The 16,944-nt window shown below is 76.2% G+C and carries 18 protein-coding genes; 6 read left to right on the forward strand and 12 right to left on the reverse strand.

Annotated features, from left to right (window positions below):
• Positions 1-93: 93 nt before the first annotated feature.
• Genes ACGF15_RS24680 through ACGF15_RS24690 form a run of 3 tightly spaced genes read right to left on the reverse strand, consistent with a single transcriptional unit; the run spans position 94 to position 2,302 of the window.
• Positions 94-498, reverse strand: coding sequence for a RidA family protein (locus ACGF15_RS24680; protein WP_392802015.1), 405 nt, complete (start codon positions 496-498; stop codon positions 94-96).
• Complete coding sequence (locus ACGF15_RS24685) at positions 495-1,277, reverse strand: IclR family transcriptional regulator (protein ID WP_345612565.1); 783 nt, start codon at positions 1,275-1,277, stop codon at positions 495-497. The genes ACGF15_RS24680 and ACGF15_RS24685 overlap by 4 nt, the downstream gene beginning before the upstream one ends.
• Positions 1,274-2,302, reverse strand: coding sequence for a sugar kinase (locus tag ACGF15_RS24690; protein ID WP_345612563.1), 1,029 nt, complete (start codon positions 2,300-2,302; stop codon positions 1,274-1,276). The genes ACGF15_RS24685 and ACGF15_RS24690 overlap by 4 nt, the downstream gene beginning before the upstream one ends.
• 181 nt (positions 2,303-2,483) lie before the next feature.
• Between ACGF15_RS24690 and ACGF15_RS24695 the strand changes: the two genes are divergently transcribed.
• Together ACGF15_RS24695 and ACGF15_RS24700 are read left to right on the forward strand one after the other, a co-directional pair.
• Positions 2,484-3,758 (forward strand): alanine racemase, encoded by a 1,275-nt coding sequence (locus ACGF15_RS24695; RefSeq protein ID WP_345612561.1) that lies wholly within the window; start codon positions 2,484-2,486, stop codon positions 3,756-3,758.
• A gap of 66 nt (positions 3,759-3,824) precedes the next feature.
• A complete protein-coding gene (locus ACGF15_RS24700) occupies positions 3,825-5,432 on the forward strand; it encodes an amidohydrolase family protein (protein ID WP_392802020.1) in 1,608 nt (535 codons plus the stop codon).
• 21 nt (positions 5,433-5,453) lie between these two features.
• Here the strand turns inward: ACGF15_RS24700 and ACGF15_RS24705 are convergent, their stop codons facing one another.
• Positions 5,454-6,083, reverse strand: coding sequence for an alpha-ketoglutarate-dependent dioxygenase AlkB (locus tag ACGF15_RS24705; protein ID WP_392802023.1), 630 nt, complete (start codon positions 6,081-6,083; stop codon positions 5,454-5,456).
• Positions 6,084-6,275: 192 nt separating this feature from the next.
• On the opposite strand from ACGF15_RS24705, the gene ACGF15_RS24710 reads away from it, so the two are divergent.
• The gene (locus ACGF15_RS24710; RefSeq protein ID WP_256524805.1) at positions 6,276-6,533 is read left to right on the forward strand and encodes a chaplin; all 258 of its coding nucleotides are present in this window, start codon (positions 6,276-6,278) and stop codon (positions 6,531-6,533) included.
• Positions 6,534-6,822: 289 nt separating this feature from the next.
• Here ACGF15_RS24710 and ACGF15_RS24715 read toward each other — a convergent pair whose 3' ends face one another.
• On the reverse strand, positions 6,823-8,241 hold the full coding sequence (locus ACGF15_RS24715; protein ID WP_362613036.1) for an MFS transporter: 1,419 nt from the start codon (positions 8,239-8,241) through the stop codon (positions 6,823-6,825).
• Positions 8,242-8,336: 95 nt separating this feature from the next.
• Here ACGF15_RS24715 and ACGF15_RS24720 point away from each other — a divergent pair, with 95 nt between their 5' ends.
• On the forward strand, positions 8,337-8,963 hold the full coding sequence (locus ACGF15_RS24720) for an XRE family transcriptional regulator (protein WP_362613039.1): 627 nt from the start codon (positions 8,337-8,339) through the stop codon (positions 8,961-8,963).
• A 103-nt stretch (positions 8,964-9,066) separates the two neighbouring features.
• Here the strand turns inward: ACGF15_RS24720 and ACGF15_RS24725 are convergent, their stop codons facing one another.
• The 3 genes from ACGF15_RS24725 to ACGF15_RS24735 all read right to left on the reverse strand — a co-directional run bounded on the left by ACGF15_RS24725 (position 9,067) and on the right by ACGF15_RS24735 (position 11,142).
• Positions 9,067-9,927 carry a tyrosinase family protein gene (locus ACGF15_RS24725; RefSeq protein ID WP_345612549.1) on the reverse strand — a complete coding sequence of 287 codons (861 nt, stop codon included), beginning with the start codon at positions 9,925-9,927 and terminating at the stop codon, positions 9,067-9,069.
• Between the two features lie 35 nt (positions 9,928-9,962).
• Positions 9,963-10,475: a tyrosinase family oxidase copper chaperone gene (locus ACGF15_RS24730; RefSeq protein ID WP_345612547.1), complete on the reverse strand. Its 513-nt coding sequence runs from the start codon at positions 10,473-10,475 to the stop codon at positions 9,963-9,965.
• Positions 10,476-10,638: 163 nt separating this feature from the next.
• Positions 10,639-11,142 (reverse strand): hypothetical protein, encoded by a 504-nt coding sequence (locus tag ACGF15_RS24735; RefSeq protein WP_345612545.1) that lies wholly within the window; start codon positions 11,140-11,142, stop codon positions 10,639-10,641.
• A 153-nt stretch (positions 11,143-11,295) separates the two neighbouring features.
• Between ACGF15_RS24735 and ACGF15_RS24740 the strand changes: the two genes are divergently transcribed.
• Positions 11,296-12,573 carry a cytochrome P450 gene (locus ACGF15_RS24740; protein ID WP_362613043.1) on the forward strand — a complete coding sequence of 426 codons (1,278 nt, stop codon included), beginning with the start codon at positions 11,296-11,298 and terminating at the stop codon, positions 12,571-12,573.
• A 49-nt stretch (positions 12,574-12,622) separates the two neighbouring features.
• Here ACGF15_RS24740 and ACGF15_RS24745 read toward each other — a convergent pair whose 3' ends face one another.
• Positions 12,623-13,123: a DUF5949 family protein gene (locus tag ACGF15_RS24745; RefSeq protein WP_345612540.1), complete on the reverse strand. Its 501-nt coding sequence runs from the start codon at positions 13,121-13,123 to the stop codon at positions 12,623-12,625.
• 79 nt (positions 13,124-13,202) lie between these two features.
• On the reverse strand, positions 13,203-13,733 hold the full coding sequence (locus ACGF15_RS24750) for a hypothetical protein (protein ID WP_345612538.1): 531 nt from the start codon (positions 13,731-13,733) through the stop codon (positions 13,203-13,205).
• Positions 13,734-13,931: 198 nt separating this feature from the next.
• On the opposite strand from ACGF15_RS24750, the gene ACGF15_RS24755 reads away from it, so the two are divergent.
• Entirely contained in the window at positions 13,932-14,195 is a 264-nt protein-coding gene (locus tag ACGF15_RS24755; protein WP_345612535.1) for a hypothetical protein, read from the forward strand.
• A 111-nt stretch (positions 14,196-14,306) separates the two neighbouring features.
• Here the strand turns inward: ACGF15_RS24755 and ACGF15_RS24760 are convergent, their stop codons facing one another.
• Both ACGF15_RS24760 and ACGF15_RS24765 read right to left on the reverse strand, forming a co-directional pair.
• Positions 14,307-15,584 (reverse strand): FAD-dependent oxidoreductase, encoded by a 1,278-nt coding sequence (locus tag ACGF15_RS24760; RefSeq protein ID WP_345612533.1) that lies wholly within the window; start codon positions 15,582-15,584, stop codon positions 14,307-14,309.
• On the reverse strand, positions 15,566-16,879 hold the full coding sequence (locus tag ACGF15_RS24765; protein WP_345612531.1) for an ATP-grasp domain-containing protein: 1,314 nt from the start codon (positions 16,877-16,879) through the stop codon (positions 15,566-15,568). The genes ACGF15_RS24760 and ACGF15_RS24765 overlap by 19 nt, the downstream gene beginning before the upstream one ends.
• Positions 16,880-16,944 lie beyond the last annotated feature (65 nt).

Below are 16,944 nucleotides of genomic sequence, written 5' to 3' on the forward strand. Positions count from 1 at the left end.
CCGCGGAGCCGCCCCGCGCCCCGCGCCGCGGTCCCGGCGTCCTCCAGTGCCCCGTCGGGCGACGTTCGCCCCGTCGCGACGCCCGTTGCGGCACTAGCCGAGGACCGCCATCGCGTCGATCTCGACCAGCAGCCCCTCGGGGAGGCCGACGTAGACCGTGGTGCGGGCCGCGGGCGGCACCGCGAGCTCCGCGAAGTAGGCGTCGTAGATCTCGTTCATCTCGGCGAAGTGGGCCGTGTCGGTGAGGTAGACGCGGATCATCACCGCGTCCTCCCAGCCGGACCCGGCCTCCCTGAGGACGGCTTCGACGTTGGCGAGGGTCTGCTCCATCTGCGCCCGCAGGGTCGGGCCCGCGGGCCGCGGCGCGGCGCCGTCCCGGGTCGGCAGGAAGCCCACCTGACCGGCGACCTGGAGGATGCCGCCCTTGCGCACCCCGTGCGAGAACCGTGCGGGCGGTGCCGTGTGGGTGGCGGGCGTGTAGGCGGTCTTCTCGGTCACCTGGGTGCGTCCTTCCGGGAGGCGGATCCCTGACGGGGCGTGTGTCCTGCGTACTCGCGGCTGACGGCCTCCGCCGTGCGCCGCACCAGCGGGAGGAGGGCGAGCAGCTCGTCGGCGGTGACGACGACGTTCGGGGCGGAGAGCGACATCGCGGCGGCGACCCGCCCGTCCGCGCCGCGCACCGGGGCCGCGACGCAGTTGATGGACTCCTCGTGCCCGCCGAGGTCGGTGGCCCAGCCCTGGGCGCGCACGGTGGCGAGCTCCCGGAGGAAGGACTCCGCGTCCGGTGTCGAACGGGCGGTGTAGCGCGGGTAGTCGAGGCGTGCGGCCGTCGCGCGCCGCTCCTCCTCGGGCAGGTCGGCGAGGAGCAGCTTGGCCACCGCCGCCACGGTGGTGGCGACGGGTCTGCCGATGCGGGAGTACATCCGCACCGGGTAGCGGCTCTCCACCTTGTCGATGTAGATGACCTCGTCCTCCTCCCGGACGGCGAGATGGACGGTGTGCCCGGTGCGCTCGTTGAGCGCGAGGAGGTGGGGGTGGGCGATCCCGCGGACGTCCAGGCTCTCCACGGCCTCCTGGGCGAGGGCGATCAGCCGGGCCCCCAGCCGGTAGCGCTGGTCGGGCTGGCGGTAGACGAGGCCGTGCTCGTGGAGGGTGCGCAGCAGCCGCAGGGCGGTGGACTTGTGGACGCCGAGGCACTCCGCCACCCGGCCGAGGTCGGCGGGCCCCCGGGCGAGCAGCGGCAGGATCCCGAGCGCGCGGTCGACGGTCTGGCTCATGGCGTAGGCACCTCCTGGTCCCGGCCCGTCCAGCCCGGGCCGAGGTGCAGTCTCCCCCAGGCGGTGTCGTCGAGGGCGGTGAGCCGTTCGGTCTGCTGCCGGCCGGGCGGGGCGGCGAGGTCCCCGGGGACGGTGAGGGCCGCGGCGGCGAAGAGGTGGCCGCGGCGCAGCCGGTCGCGCAGCGGCAGGGAGCCGAGGGTGCCGGAGAGGAAGCCCGCGGCGAAGGCGTCCCCCGCGCCGACGGCCGCGACGACCTCGACGCGGGGCGCCCGGGTCTCGACGCGGTCCCCGTCCCCGGTGAAGGCGACGGCGCCCGCGGCACCGCGCTTGACCACCACCAGCCGCGCCTCGGGCAGCGCGGCGCGGACCGCGTCGGGGGTGTCCAGGCCCCAGGCGGCGCGGGCCTCGTCCTCGCCCACGAAGACGAGGTCGGCGCCGCGGGCGAGCCGGAGCAGGACCTCGGGCCCGTCGGCGCCCCGCCACAGGGCGGGCCGGTGGTTGACGTCGAAGGAGACGGTGCCCCGTCCGGGACTGCGTGCGAGGAGCCGGTGCATCAGGTCCCGGCAGCCGGCGGAGAGGGCCGCGGTGATGCCGGAGACGTGCAGGATCCGGCCGGAGGCCAGGGCGGCGCGGGGGACGGTCCGGTGGGACAGGGCCGAGGCGGCCGAGCCGGAGCGGTAGTAGAGGACCTCGTGGTCCGCGTCCGCCCGGTCGGCCGCGGTGCGCAGGTACACACCCGTGGGCCGGTCCGGGTCCCGCACGACGGCCGAGGTGTCGACCCCGCGGGCGGCGACGGCGGCCACCAGGTGGTCGCCGAAGCCGTCCGCGCCGACCCGTGAGACCCACCGGGCGCGGTGCCCGGCGGCGGCGAGGGCGCAGGCCACGTTGGACTCGGCGCCGCCGATGCCGCGGACGAACACGTCGGCGTCGGCGAGGCGTCCGCCCCGGGCGGGCAGCAGCGCGACCATGGACTCGCCCAGGCAGACGACGTCCACCGGGGCGCTCGCGGTCGGGCTCGCGGTCATGGCGCGCTCCTCGCTGGTCCTGGCCGGCCGGTCCGGGCCGGGCGGGCGGCCCCGGGAGGCGGGGGCCGTGCGCCCCGGCGACCGGACACCATTGACCCGGCATCCGACCGGATGTTAGACACCACAGAGCGTCATGTGCAACGCATGTTGCAGATGACGCAACGACAGTGGAGGAGGTCCCATGGCAGCCGACAGCGCCGTCGCCGGTCTCGCGGACGAGCCGGCAGACCACCGCTTCAAGGGGCTCCCGCCGGACGCGGGGGAGCTGACGGTCGGCGCCCTCGCCGCCCAGCGCCGCAACCTGTTCACCGGCGGGTTCACCACCCCCGTCCTGGCCCTCTCCGCGGAGGCGCTGGAGCACAACCTGGCCCTCCTGGAGACCTACGCCGAGGAGCACGGCCTCGCCTTCGCCCCGCACGGCAAGACCTCCATGGCCCCCCAGCTGTTCGCCCGTCAGCTGGAGCGCGGCGCCTGGGGGATCACCGCGGCCGTCCCCCACCAGGTGCGGGTGTACCGGGCCTACGGGGTCCGCCGGATCTTCCTGGCCAACGAGGTGGTGGACGCCGCAGCGCTCGCCTGGATCGCCGGGGAGCTGGACCGCGACCCGGAGCTGCGCCTGATCTGCTACGTGGACTCGGTGCGCGGCGTGGCGCTGATGGACGAGGCGCTCGCCGGGGCCACGCGCCCGCTGGAGGTCGTGGTGGAACTCGGCGCGGGCGAGGGCGCCCGCACGGGCGTCCGCACCGCGGCCGAGGCACGCGCCGTCGCCGAGGCGGCGGCGGCCGCCCGGTCTCTGCGCCTGGTCGGGGTGGCGGGCTACGAGGGGGAGGTGCCCCGCGCGGACGGCGGGCGGGTGCGCGCCTGGCTGCGCGCCCTGGTGGCGCTCGCCGCCGAGCTGGACGCCGCGGGCCTGCTCTCCGACACCGGCGAGATCGTGGTCAGCGCGGGCGGCAGCGCCTGGTTCGACGCGGTGGCCGAGGTGTTCGCGGAGCTCCCCCCGCTCTCCTCGCCGGTGCTGAAACTGCTCCGCTCGGGCGCCTACGTCTCCCACGACGACGGGCACTACCGCCGTCTGACCCCCTTCAACCGGGTCTCCGGGGAGGGTGCCCTGCAGCCCGCCTTCCGGCTGTGGGCGCAGGTCCTGTCGCGGCCCACGGCGGACCAGGCGTTCGTCAACGCGGGCAAGCGCGACGCCGCGTACGACCTGGACCTGCCGCAGGTGCAGGTGGTGCGGGACGCCCGCACCGGCGAGCTGCGCCCGGCCGAGGGCATCACCCTCACGGGGCTGTCCGACCAGCACGGCTGGCTGCGCACCGGTCCCGGGGCCCGGCTGGAGGTCGGCGACTGGGTGGGGCTCGGCCTGTCGCACCCGTGCACGGTGTTCGACAAGTGGCAGCTGATCCCGGTGGTGGAACGGGACGGCACGGTGGCGGACTTCGTGCGCACCTTCTTCTGACCCTCTCCCCGGCGCGGGCGCCCCGGACGGCGGGGCCGGGCCGCACCCGACCGAAAGGCCTCCCCCATGGACCTCGTCATCCGCGGAGCCCGTGTCGTCGACGGCTCCGGCGGCCCGTCCTGCCGGGCCGACGTCGGGGTGCGCGAGGGCCGGATCGCGGCCGTGCGGCGGGAGGGGGAGCGCAGCCTGGCGGGCCGGCGCACCCTCGACGCCGACGGGCTGGCGCTCGCCCCGGGCTTCGTCGACATGCACGCCCACAGCGACCTGGCCCTGCTGCGCGACCCCGACCACTCGGCCAAGGCCGCGCAGGGCGTCACCCTGGAGGTCCTCGGCCAGGACGGCCTGTCGTACGCGCCGGCCGACGACACCACGCTGGAGGCGGTGCGGACGGCGATCGCCGGCTGGAACGGCGGCGGCCCCGGGGACGAGCGCGTCGACTTCGACTGGCGCACCGTGGGCGGGTACCTCGACCGGCTCGACCGGGGCGTGGCGGTGAACGCGGCCTACCTGGTCCCGCAGGGCACGGTCCGGATGATGGTGATGGGCTGGGAGGACCGGCCGCCGGCCCCCGCCGAGCTGGACCGGATGAAGGCGCTCGTCGCCGAGGGCCTGGAGCAGGGCGCGGTCGGGATGTCCTCCGGGCTGACGTACACCCCGGGCATGTACGCGGGCGACGGGGAACTCACCGAGCTGTGCCGGGTGGTGGCCCGCCACGGCGGCTACTACTGCCCGCACCACCGCTCCTACGGCGCGGGCGCGCTGGCCGCCTACGCCGGGACGGTGCGGCTGGCGCGCGTCGCCGGCTGCCCCCTGCACCTGGCCCACGCCACCATGAACTTCGGCGTGAACGCGGGCCGCGCGGGCGAGCTGCTCGACCTGCTGGACGCCGCCCTGGACGCGGGCGCCGACATCACGCTCGACACCTACCCCTACACCCCCGGCTGCACCACGCTCGCCGCGCTGCTGCCGAGCTGGGCGGGCGAGGGCGGGCCGGAGACCGTGCTGGCCCGGCTGCGGGACGCGGAGGTGTCCGAGCGGATCCGCCGCGACCTGGAGGAGACCGGCTCGGACGGCTGCCACGGCGTCCCGGTCGACTGGGGCACCGTCGAGGTCTCCGGCGTGCACGAGGCCTCCCTCGCCGCCCATGTCGGCCGGACGGTCGCACGGACGGCGGCCCTGCACGGGGAGGCCCCGTGGACGACGGCCCGGCGGCTGCTGGTCGAGGACCGGCTCGGGACCACGATCCTCCAGCACGTGGGGCACGAGGAGAACGTCCGGACGATCATGCGCCACCGGGTCCACACGGGCGGCAGCGACGGCATCCTGGAGGGCGCCAAGCCGCACCCCCGGGCCTACGGGACCTTCCCGCACTACCTCGGCCGCTATGTGCGGGAGCTGGGGGTGCTCTCGCTGGAGGAGGCCGTCGCACACCTCTCGGGGCGGCCGGCGGCCCGGCTGGGGCTGCCGGACCGGGGCCTGGTCCGGCCCGGCCACCGGGCCGACCTGGTGCTGTTCGACCCGGAGACGGTGGCGGCGGGCGCCACCTTCGACTCCCCCCGGGCCCGCCCCTCGGGCATCCCCCACGTACTGATCGACGGCCGGTTCGTCATCGCGGACGGGGCCCGCACGGATGTGCTCGCGGGGCGTTCGGTGCGGCGCGGGCCCCGGTCCTGACGCGGCGGCGGGCCGGGCCGGTCACCGCACGCCGCGCGGGCGGAACTGGACGCTGATGCGCGGCCCGACCGCGCGGGAGGTCTTGGGCACGGCGTGCTCCCAGGTGCGCTGGCAGGAGCCGCCCATCACGACCAGGTCGCCGTGGCCGAGCGCCCTGCGCACCACCGGGCCGCCGCCCCCGGAGGGCCGCAGGACGAGGTCGCGGGGTGCGCCGAGGGAGAGGACGGCCACCATGGTGTCCTCCCGGGCGCCCCGCCCCATCCGGTCGCCGTGCCAGGCCACGCTGTCGTGGCCGTCGCGGTAGAGGCAGAGCCCCGCCGTGGTGAAGGGCTCGCCGAGTTCGGCCGCGTAGTGGCGGGAGAGCGCCTCGCGCGCCGCGCCGAGCGCGGGATGGGGCAGCCGGGCGCCCTCCCCGTAGGAGGCCAGCAGCCGGGGGACGTCGACCGTGCGCTCGTACATGGTGCGGCGCTCGGCGCGCCAGGGTACGCACCGCTCCAGCTCGCCGAAGAGCGCGTCCGCCCCGGTCAGCCAGCCGGGCAGGGCGTCGAGCCAGGCGCCCGCACCGAGCAGGGTGCGCCCGAGGCCGTCCAGCGGACCGAGCCGGATCTCGTCGGTCTGGTCGAAGAGGGAGCCCTGGAGGTGTGCCGCCATGCCCTCCACCCTACCCCCTTAATAGAACATACGAGCGAATACGCGGGTGCGCCCGCCGGGCCGGGACGGGGCGGCGGGACCGTTGGGGTCGGAGTTCGCCGTGATCCGTTACCGGCGTCCGGTTGAGGCGTTGAACGGTGCGTGATGGCCGCAAACCCTGCGGCCGCCTCTGAATCGTGCAAGGAGAAGTTGATGTCGCGTATCGCGAAGGCCGCCGCCGTTGTCGCGGGCACGGGTGCCATCCTGGCCGGCGGCGCCGGCATGGCTGCCGCCGACGCCGGAGCGCACGGTGCGGCCGTCGGTTCCCCCGGTGTCCTCTCGGGCAACCTGGCCCAGGTTCCCGTCCACGTGCCGGTCAACGTCTGCGGCAACACGGTGAACGTCATCGCGCTGCTCAACCCGGCGTTCGGCAACACCTGCGTCAACGCGGACGGCAACGGCGCCTACTGATGCACCCGGCGGGGCCCCGGCCCCGCCGCCGCATCGGCCCTGCGGCCCCTCCCGTGCGACCCCCGCACGGGAGGGGCCGCGCGGCTGTGCGCGGGGTGCGCGAAGGCCGCTCCCCCGCCTGAGCACCGACGCTGTCGAGCCGCCGGGTCTTCCGAGAGGGGATTCCCGTCGAGCCCGGGGGATTCCCGTCTCGGCGGCGGCGCGGGGAGGAGGAAGGGGGGCGGGACGGCTTCCGCGCGCTCGCGGGGCGGTGGTGCCCTGCCCGCGGACGACGGTGTGCCGTGCGGGCTCACCGCTCCTGTGCGGAGGCCGGGCCGGCGGCGGCCCGCTCCGGCCGTGATGTGCGGGCGACGAGCAGGAGCAGTACGCCGCAGGCGGCGACCAGGGCCCAGCCCGGACGGGAGGCGCCTGCGATACCGGTCGGGCTTTCGGCCGCGACCAGACCGCCGGCGAGAGCGATGCCGACGGCGGCGCCGAGTTGCCGCGCGGTGGAGGTGATCGCCCCGGCCACGCCGGCCCGGGCCGGCGGCAGTCCGTTGACCGCGGTGTTGGTGATCGGGGCGTTGGCGAAGCCGAACCCGATGCCGATGAGCGAGTACGCGGCCAGGAGCAGGGGCACGCCCGTGTCCGGGGTGAGCCCGACCAGGCAGAGCCCGCCCGCCGTGATGGAGCCGCCGGCGAGGAGCAGCGGCAGCCTCGGTCCCACGCGGCCGACCATCCGGCCGGACCAGGGGGCGCAGACGGTCGCTCCGAGGGCGAGGGGCAGGGTCGCCACGCCGGCGGCCAGCGGAGTCCATTCCCGGGTGTGCTGCAGGTAGAGGGTGTTGAGCAGCAGTGTCGTGCTCAGGGCGACGAAGACCGCCACCGCGCCCACCACGGCGCCGCTGAAGGCCGGGCGCCTGAAGAGGCGCAGATCCACCAGGGGCTCGCGGCGGCGGGACTCGACCCACACGAATCCGGCTGCCGCCAGGGCGGCCCACGCGAGTCCCGCCAGCAACGCGGGCGACGTCCACCCGAGGCGCGGCCCCTCGATCAGGACGCCGACCACACCGGCCAGGACCATGGTCAGCAGCACCTGGCCGGGCAGGTCGAGCCGCCGGGGCCGCTGCGCCCGGGACTCCGGCACGAACACCGCGCCGAGCACCAGCGCGATCGCGATGACGGGTGTGCTGACCCAGAACAGCGCCCGCCAGTCGAGCCCCGCGAGCAACGCACCTCCCAGGACGGGCCCGACGGCCATGCTCAGGCCGAACACGGACGCCCAGACGCCGATCGCCTGCGCCCGCTCCTTCGGATCCGGCATCGCGTTCACCACGATGGCGAGCGCCACGGGGCTGAGCATCGAGGCTCCGACGCCCTGCAGCGCGCGGCCCGTGACGAGTACGCCCGCCGTCGGGGCGAGGGCGCAGACCAGCGAGGCCGCGCCGAACAGGACCAGCCCGCACTGGAACACCCGGCGGCGGCCGAACCGGTCCGCCAGTGCGCCGGAGGAGATCAGGAGGCTGGCCAGGACGAGTGTGTAGGCGTCCACGATCCATTCGAGACCGTGCGTGTCGACGCCCAGGTCGCGCCCGACGGCCGGCAGACCCACATTGACGATGGTGGTCTCCAGGCCCACCAGGAACATGCTCAGGCAGCAGACGGCCAGTACCGTCCAGCGCCTGCGTGCGCTCAGCACGGGCGGCGCAGGCTGTGTCGTCGCGGTCACGGTCCACCTCGGACGTCCGGGAACAATGCCCGGCAAGGTTCCGCCCCGGCCAGGGTCGCGGCCCATCGGTTTTGCGGACACGGCAAACTGGATCCGTGAACACCGGACCCAAGGACGCGGAGCTGGAGCGGATCCTCGGCGGCATCGGGCCGCGGCTCCGCAGGCTGCGCCAGGAACGGGGACTCACGCTCGGGGCACTCGCAGCCACGACCGGGATCTCCCTCAGCACGCTGTCCCGGGTGGAGTCGGGCAAGCGGCGCCCGACGCTGGACCTGCTCATCCCGCTGGCCAAGGCGCACCGCGTCGCGCTCGACCAGCTGGTGGCGGCGCCTGCCAGCGGTGACCCCCGGGTGCACCTCCAGCCCCTGCGCGGGAAGCGTGGGAGCGTCCTCGTGCCCCTGACCCAGTACCCGGGCCGTGTGCAGGTGTTCAAGCAGGTACTGGCGCCCCGCCGACTGGAACTGGTCACCCACGAGGGCTACGAATGGCTCTATGTCCTCGCCGGCCGGCTACGTCTCGTCCTCGGGGCGCAGGAGTTCCTGCTCCGGCCCGGAGAGGTGGCCGAGTTCGACACCACCGAGCCCCACTGGTTCGGCCCTGCGGACGCCGGCACCGTGGAGATCCTGCACCTGTTCGGCCCACGAGGGGACCAGGCCGTCGTCCGTGCCGGCCCCTCCACCGCCGGCCCCGCCCCGCCGGCCCCGGGGCCGGCAACGCCCTGACCCGCGACGGCCGTACAAGCGCACGCACCGGACGCCCGCCGCTGCCGGCCCGCCTCCGCCACGCCACGCGACCCCGCACGGCAGCGGCAGCGGCAGCGGCAGCTCAGGCGTAGCGGTAGTGGCGCGTGTGGTCCAGCAGCTCCGAGGGGCGCACGTCCCAGGGGGGCATCGGATCGTCGAGCGAGAAGACCTTCCCGTACCCGGGGTCGGTGGCCGGGAGCGGCTGCGCGGGAAGGTACCCGGCCTCGGGGTGCGCGGCCTGCCAGCGCACCCAGAGCAGGTCCACGAACGCATGGTGGAGCCAGAAGACGGGATCGTTCGGCGAGGTCGACCCCATCATCAGACCGCCCACCCAGCGGTGGACCCGGTTGTGGTTGCGCCAGCGCGCCTCGCCCCCGGGGTTCCAGCCCTCCACCGCGTTGCGGAAGCCGCGGGTCACCCGCGAGTCCCAGGGGGCGGTGTCGTAGACGGGCTCGGCCAGCGCCTCGGCGACGTCCTCCCTGGTGGGCAGCGTCACGGGGTTGCGGGGGCGTCCGAGGTCCCGTGTGAGGAACTTGCCGTCCGTGATGCGGCTGTCGATGCGCCAGCCGCCGTTCCTGTACGCGAAGGGCCCGGTCGTCACCTGCCGGTCCAGCCCGCGCCCCGTGCCGCCCATGAAGTCGTCCGCCCAGAGGGAGGAGGACGGGCTGTCGTCGACCGTCCAGTCCCAGTAGGGCACCGACACACCCGGGTCGACCGACTGCAGCGCCCGTTCGAACTCCAGCAGGTAGCGCCGGTGCCAGGGGAAGAAGGAGGGGGCCATATGGGCCGCCCGGGGCCGCTCCTCGGCATCGGTGACGTAGTACGCGCCGTGCATCCTGACGAACTCGTCGTACCGGCCGGAGCGTTTGAGCGCCAGCAGGGCGTCGACGAAGCGGCGCTTCTGGGCCCGGGTCATGTTCCGCTGGTTGATGCGGGTGTACACGGGTGCGGTCCCTCCCGGGTCGGGCACGGTCCGTCTCAGTGGCCGTGCGTGGGGGTCAACGACAGCTGCGCGCCGGCCAGTTCGTCGACCGCGGCACGGGCCACCCCGCGCAGGGTCGGGAACGACTCGTAGTGGTTCACCATGCTCAGATAGCTGCCGTCCGCACGGCGCATCACCTGCAGCGGCCGCCCGTCGATGCGGACCTCGACGCTCGGCACCCCGGCCCGCGCCCGCGCCTCGGCGTCCGTGCCGGCCGGCGCCCCGGCCGGGACCATCACCGTCGCACTGCCCTGGATGTGGCGGCCCCGGTAGGTCTCGGCGAAGTCCTCCAGCGAGCGGGGCGCCGGCTCGCCCGCCGGCCCCCGCGCCCCGTCCGCGCCCCGGCGGGCGAGGACGGGGGCGAGCGCCCCGGCCGTTCCGGCGATCACTCCGGCGGTGAGCAGGGCGCGCAGCACGATCCGGCGGGCGAGGGGGCGGGCGGTCGGCCATCGGGCCGCGGCCCCGGCCAGGGCCCCGGCGGTTCCGCGCGTCCCCCTGCTGCCGATCATGTCCTCGCCCCTCCCCGTCGCTCCGCTCCGAGGTGCACACGGCTTCGCGGTGCACGCACGCTCGGTCTGCACAACGAGGGCGGACCCGAAGGGTTGCTCGCCCGGACGGGGGGCCCGCTGCGGGCCGGGCGTCGGCGCCCCGGCCCGTGGCGCGCCCCGGGCGTCAGCCCAGCAGGAGGGCCGCCGCCGGGGCTCCCTGGAGCACCGGCGCGATCACCCCGGCCTCGGGCATCGTGGGCTCCGGCTGCCCGAAGGAGCCGGGCCGCGGCTGGGTCAGCGGGGCGCCGAGCGAGGCCCCCGGGCTGGACAGCCGCAGGTCGGACGCCTCGGTGACGGCCCGGACGACGCCCAGCTCGCCCTCGCCGAGCGGGTTGTCCACCGGGAGCTCCACCAGGGTCTCGGGGAGCTGACCGGCGAAGGGCACCGCGGGGAGGGTGTGGTCCGGCAGCAGGTTGCCGGTGGTGTGGCGCGGGGTCTCGGGGGCGCCCGGGACCGGGACCGGCACACCCGTGCTCAGCGAGGGCGCCTCGACGGGCAGCGCCGCCTCGACGCTCTCCAACGGCACGGTGACCGGCACGGATCCGGCGGCGACGGCGGGCGCCCCGGTCGCGGCCGAGGCCACGCAGGCCACCACGGCGGCGAGCGAGCCGCGCGTTGTCAACTTCATCACGGTGTTTCGTCCCCTCGGGAGTTACCCGGACCGGGTTCGGCCCGTTGCCTGCAACAACGAGCACACGCCCCGCACCCGCGCAGATTTCCCCTGTCCGCAGCAATCGGCGGACCGGTGCTGACGCGGCGGGCCCGTCCGCTGGAGGTCGAGATGGCACGCAGGATCCCGGGAGCCCGGGGAGTACCCCCCGGGGAGGCGGGGGCACCGGGGGTCCCCGACCTGGCGGACCCCTCGTTCTGGCGGCTGCCGCGCGAGGAGCGGCTGGCGGCCTTCGCGCACCTGCGCACGCTGCCCGCGCCCGTCCGCTTCGGCGGGCGCACCGGGGCCCCGTTCCACGCGCTGGTGCGGCACGCGGACGTGGTCGCGGCCAGCCGGCGGCCCCGGGACTTCGCCAGTGCGCCCGGTGTCACCACGCCCGAGCCGGCCGCCTGGGCCAAGGCGCTGTTCGGGAACTCCATGGTCAACATGGACGGGCCCGACCACGCCGACCTGCGGCGGATCGTGGCCCGGTCCTTCACCCCCCGGCTGCTGGCCGCCACCGAGGTCAACGTCCGCGCGACGGCCCGCCGGATCGTGGACGAGCTGCTCGCCCGGCACCCCGGGGGCGCCCGGGAGGCCGACTTCGTGAAGGAGGTCGCCTCGCGGATGCCCTTCGAGGTGATCTGCGACCTGATGGGCGTCCCGCAGGGGATGCGGGCCGGGATCGCCCGGCGCGTCGACCTGGCGTCGGAGAACGTGGGCGTGCGCCGCGGACTGCGGGTGCCGGGCCGGGGCCTGCGCGCCCTGGCCCACCTCCAGACCTCGATGGTCCGCCTCGGCCGGGAGCGCCGCCGCCGCCCGGAAGGCGACCTGGTCTCGGCCCTGGTCTCCGCGGACGTCCACGGACGCGGCCTGAGCGGACGTCAGTTGGGCGCCTTCTTCTCCCTGCTGCTGGTGGCGGGGGTGGAGACCACCCGCAACGCCCTGGCGCACGGCCTGTGCCTGCTGTCCGCCCACCCGGAGCAGCGGGCGCTGCTGGAGGAGGACTTCGACCGCCACGCGGACGGCGCGATGGAGGAGATCGTGCGGCACTCGACGCCGATCATCCAGTTCCGCCGCACGGTGGCCGCCGAGTGCGAGCTCGGCGGACGGGTGTTCCGCCCCGGGGAGAAGGTGGTGCTGTACTACGCCTCGGCCAACCGGGACGAGGCGGTCTTCGCCGACCCGGACGCCTTCGACATCACCCGCGACCCCAACCCGCACCTCGGCTACGGCGGCGGCGGGCCGCACTACTGCCTCGGCGCGCACCTGGCCCGCCAGGAGCTGAAGGCGCTCTTCGGTGAACTGCTCGGCAGGCCGCGGGGTCTGCGCACGGCCGGTCCGGCGGGCCTGGTGGACTCCAGCTTCGACAACCGGGTCCGCAGCCTGCCCTTCACCTTCGGCACCTGACCGGCCGGGCGGCGGCCTTCCGGCCCGGCCCGCCCGGCCGGAAGGCGGGTCAGCCGCGCAGCCGGGAGACCGGGAGCAGCACATGCGCGGTGTCGGCGAGGACGGCCTCGTCGCCGAGGAAGCTCTTGAGGACCTCCTCCGACAGGGCCGTACCGGGCCTGGCCTCGGGCCACGGACGCGCGGCGATCATGAAGTGGACGCTGCCGCGCTGCTCGGCGGCGGCCAGCCACTCCTCGGGCGCGGGGCACTGCGCGTTCATGTGCGGCATGGTCAGCACGGCCTGCCCCGCCTGGATGAGCAGCTGCACGGCGAAGGCGCCCTCCCGGGTGCGGTCCTGCAGCACGTCTCCGGTGGTCAGCCCGAGTTCCTCGATCATCGTGGCGGCGGCCGCCCGGGCGGCCTCGCCGCCGCCGGTCCCGTCGCCCAGGGAGTAGGCGACCAGGTAGGGGGTGTCATGGCCCTCGGCCGGGTCGCCGGTCCAGGCGAGCAGCACCATGGTGCCCAGCTCCGCGGGGTCGACGGCCGTGTTGACGGTGTTCGCAGTGGTCATGGCTCGGCACCCTAGTGCCCGGCGGAGGCCCTTCCGGGCCGCGTTCACCTGCCCGGGTGAACGCTTGCCGTGCCGGGTGTCACAGGACCCAGCGGTGCTCCCCGGCCGCCGTCCGGCAGTGCAGGGCGACGGCCCGGGAGCCGTGCGGGACGGCGAAGGCGAGCCAGCCCCTGCGCTGCTCGCCGACCGTCATCCGGCCGCGGGCGAGCGGGAGTCCGGTGGTCAGCTCCCCGGTGTCGACGGCGGGGTGGCTGCGCCCCCGGTCGTCCACGACCCAGGCCCGGGCGACGGCGGACTCGTGGGCGGTGCCGCCCACGTTGACGACGGTGAGTTCGACGCCGACCCAGCGGGTCCCGGGCGCCGGGCGCGGTGCGGTCGGCACGCCCAGCGCCGGGTCCACCTGGCCGCGCAGGGTGATCCTCAGGTGCTCCCCGGCGGGGGTGCCGCCGTCGTCCACCGTGTCCCCGACACCGGCGGGGGCGGAGGCCGCCGGGGAGCGGCCCTTGGCGGTCCCCGGTTCCACCGGTGCCGGCAGGGCGGCCGACTGGCAGGCGGTCATGCCCAGCAGCAGTGCGGGGAGCAGTGCCGCCGCCGTGCCCTTGCGTCCCATCGGTCCCCGTCTTCCCTCGTTCCCGTCGCCGGGGCCCGTATCCTCCGGGCCCCGGTGAGGGGAACGAGGGAGCCGCGCGGGATGTCACGCCGGACCGGCCCCGTGCGGGCGGCAGGTCCCCTCGAATGGCCGTTCCGGTCGTCCCCTGGGACCGGGGCGCGGCGGTGACCTCGGCACGGCGGGGCGCGTTGGCCCGGTATGGCAAGGACCACGGCGCCGACTCGTTGGCAGCGCGTATCGACGGGCACGGACCCGGCACCGGCGGCACCGCCCGGCGCCGGGACCCCGATCTACGACCGCCTGGCGGCGGAGTGGGCGGCCGCGGGCCGCACCCTGCCGGGCCGTCCCGACGCGGAATGGCGCCGGCTGACGGTGTTCCCCCCCGTGCCGGACGGGGGGCTAGGGCCGCTGCTGCCGCCGCCGGCGCGCCGCGGCTGGCTCTACGACCGCCACACCGCCTGAGCCGGGCCCGGCCGGCACGGGGCAACACAAACCGGGCACGGGCGGCACGGGCGGGCACGGGCCGGGCTCCGACGATGGCAGGGCCCGGCCCGGGCCCGGGCCGGGCGCGGCTCAGCCGCGTCGGCCCACGGCCGCCTCCCCGCTTCCGGGCGGCGCCGGGGAGGGGTGCGGCAACCGCGGCACGGCCGGGGTGCCGCGCAGTCGGCGCCGGACCCCGGCGACCAGCCGGGGTGCCGTGTAGGAGGCCCCGTGGACGAAGCGCATCGCGGGGCCGAAGGCGGGGGCGGAGAGCAGCCCGGCGAAGAACAGCCCCGGGTGGGAGGACTCGAAGGCGCCGCTCAGCTCCGGTGCCCCGGTGCCCGGCTGGAGCCGCAGGACGCGCCCGAGGGCGTCGTCGAGCAGTCCGAGGCGGGCCAGGTCCGGGGTGAAGCCGGTGGCGGCGACGACATGCCCGGTGTCGACCGCCGTCGCGTTCCCGTCCGGCCCCCGCAGGTCGAGGCGGACCCGCCCGTCGGCCCGCACCCGCGAACCGCGCAGCACGTGCCCCAGGAGTTCGGGGACCCTCCCCTCGTAGCGCTCGCGCAGCCACCAGGCGCCCGCCGGGCCGAGGGCCGGGTCCGCGTGGCGGCGGCGGGCGCGGGCGGGCAGCAGCCGTACCGCTCCCGGCAGTTCGGCCCACACCCAGGTGCTCCATCCGGTGCCGAGTCCGCTGTGGGGGGTGCGCAGCGCGCGCAGCAGGGGGCGTTCCAGCGGGGCGGGCAGGGTGTTCCAGCGCAGCCGCCGGGTGCGGGCGACCAGCCGGGGGCGGGCGCCGCCCTCGGCGAGCAGCACGGCCGTCTCCAGGGCGGCCTGCCCGGCGCCCACCACCGTGACGTCCGTACCGGCGAAGCGGCCCAGGTCGCGGTGGTCGCAGCTGTGGGTGAGCAGTTCGGCAGGCAGGCCGGCGAGGGGTCCGGGCAGCCTGCGGAAGGGGGTCAGCCCGACGGCCAGGACGACGGTGCGGGCCCTGGTCTCCTCGCCGTCCTCGGTGCGCAGGCGGAAGCCGTCCGCCTCGGGTGCCAGGTGGACGACGCTCCGCTCGTCCACGGGCGGCACCGCCCGCCGCGCGAACCAGTCCCCGTACCCGGTGAACTCCGTGATGGGGACGGGGCGGCCGTGGGCGGCCTCGAAGCCGCGTCCGGCGGCGTACTCGGCGAGGGTGTGGGCGCCGCCGGGGTGGGAGAGGTTCGAGGACCAGGGCTCGGACTTGAGGAACATCCCCTCGGGCATGTGGTCCCGCCACGAGGCCATGACGCGCCCGAAGACGCGCAGGTCCAGTCCGGCGGCGGCGGCGTGCGCCGCGACCGAGAGCCCGTAGGGGCCCGCGCCGATCACTGCCAGGTCGTACATGGTGCGCTCTCGCTCCTCGGGTCGGGGTGTGCGGGGGAAGGCGCGGCCTCGGCGGGCGCGCCCGGGCGGTCGGGGCGCAGCCGTCCGGCGGCCTTGGCGAGGCCGCGGCCGGCGAAGGCGCGGGCCATGGCGGCGAAGGGGGCCGGGTCGTCCCCGGCGAACCAGGCGGTCTCGACGCCTCTGCCGCGGGGGATCCGGCTGCCCGGAACCGGGCGGGTGGACCGGCCGCGGGGGGAGACGAGGCCGGAGAGGACGGACAGGGCCGCGTAGTTCTCGGCGAGGAACACCCGCCCCGGGCGCGCCGGGGAGGGCCGCACGCCCCGGCCGGTGAGGTCCAGGTGCAGGGCCCGGACGACGTCGAGTCCGTCGGCGCCGGTGAACAGGCGGAACTGGGCGCCGGGGCGGGGGTTGGCGTCGAGCAGCCGGTAGGTGCCGTCCGCGTCCCGCCGGAAGTCGAGGTCGAGGATGCCGTGGTAGCCGGTGTGCCCGGCCAGGCGGCGGGCGGCCTCGGCCACCGCCTCGTTGTGCTTCCAGCGGCCCAGGGCGGTGAGTCCGGTGCGCGGCGGCCAGGAGAGCTCCTTGCGGCCGGTGCCGCCGTGCAGGCAGGTGGCGTCCGCGGCGAAGTAGCCGTGGAAGAACCAGTCGGCGTGGGCGCGGTCCGGAAGTCTCCGCTGGAGGAGCAGGGTACTGCCCGCCTCGGCGCTGCGGTCGAAGAGCCGGGCCGCGGCGCGCGGTGAGGAGACCAGGCTGGTGCTGCGCAGACCGGAGGCCGGGTCCAGCAGCCACGGCCTGCTCCACTTGGCCACCAGCGGCACCCCGATCCGCCGTACCGCGGCGGCGGCCTCGGCGGGGCTGCCGGGCACCACGGTCTCGGGGTGGGGGATGCCGGCCTCCCGGCACAGGGTGGCGAGTGCGGCCTTGTCGGCCAGGTTCCCGGGCAGCGCGGCCGGCTGGACCGCGGTCAGGTAGCGGCCGGCGAGCCGGTGGGCGTGCTCGGCGACCAGGAGCGCCCCGAGGTCGTCCATCGGGACGAGGACGGCGGGGCGCCCGATCCGCTCCGCGATGCGGAGCAGCGCGCTCACCAGGGCCTCCGGGTCGGGCGGTCCGGTCGGCCGCGGGTGGGCGCGGTGGAGGTGGCGGGAGCGTACGACGGGGCTGCGCGGCGATTCGACCACCGCGTGCACCTCCACGCCCGCCCGCCCCAGCGACCGGACGGCGCCGAGGGTGCCGTGGTGGAAGGGGTTCCGGTCGAGACGCAGCACCAGTGCGGGTACCGACCGGTCGAGTTCGGTCATCGGGGTCACATCTTTCACCTGGACGGGCCTGATCACTGCGTGCCTCTTCGCTAATGGCCTAGGAA

It is taken from the genome of Streptomyces sp. NPDC048001 (assembly GCF_043203115.1).
In the GTDB taxonomy this organism is placed as follows: Bacteria; Actinomycetota; Actinomycetes; order Streptomycetales; family Streptomycetaceae; genus Streptomyces; species Streptomyces sanyensis.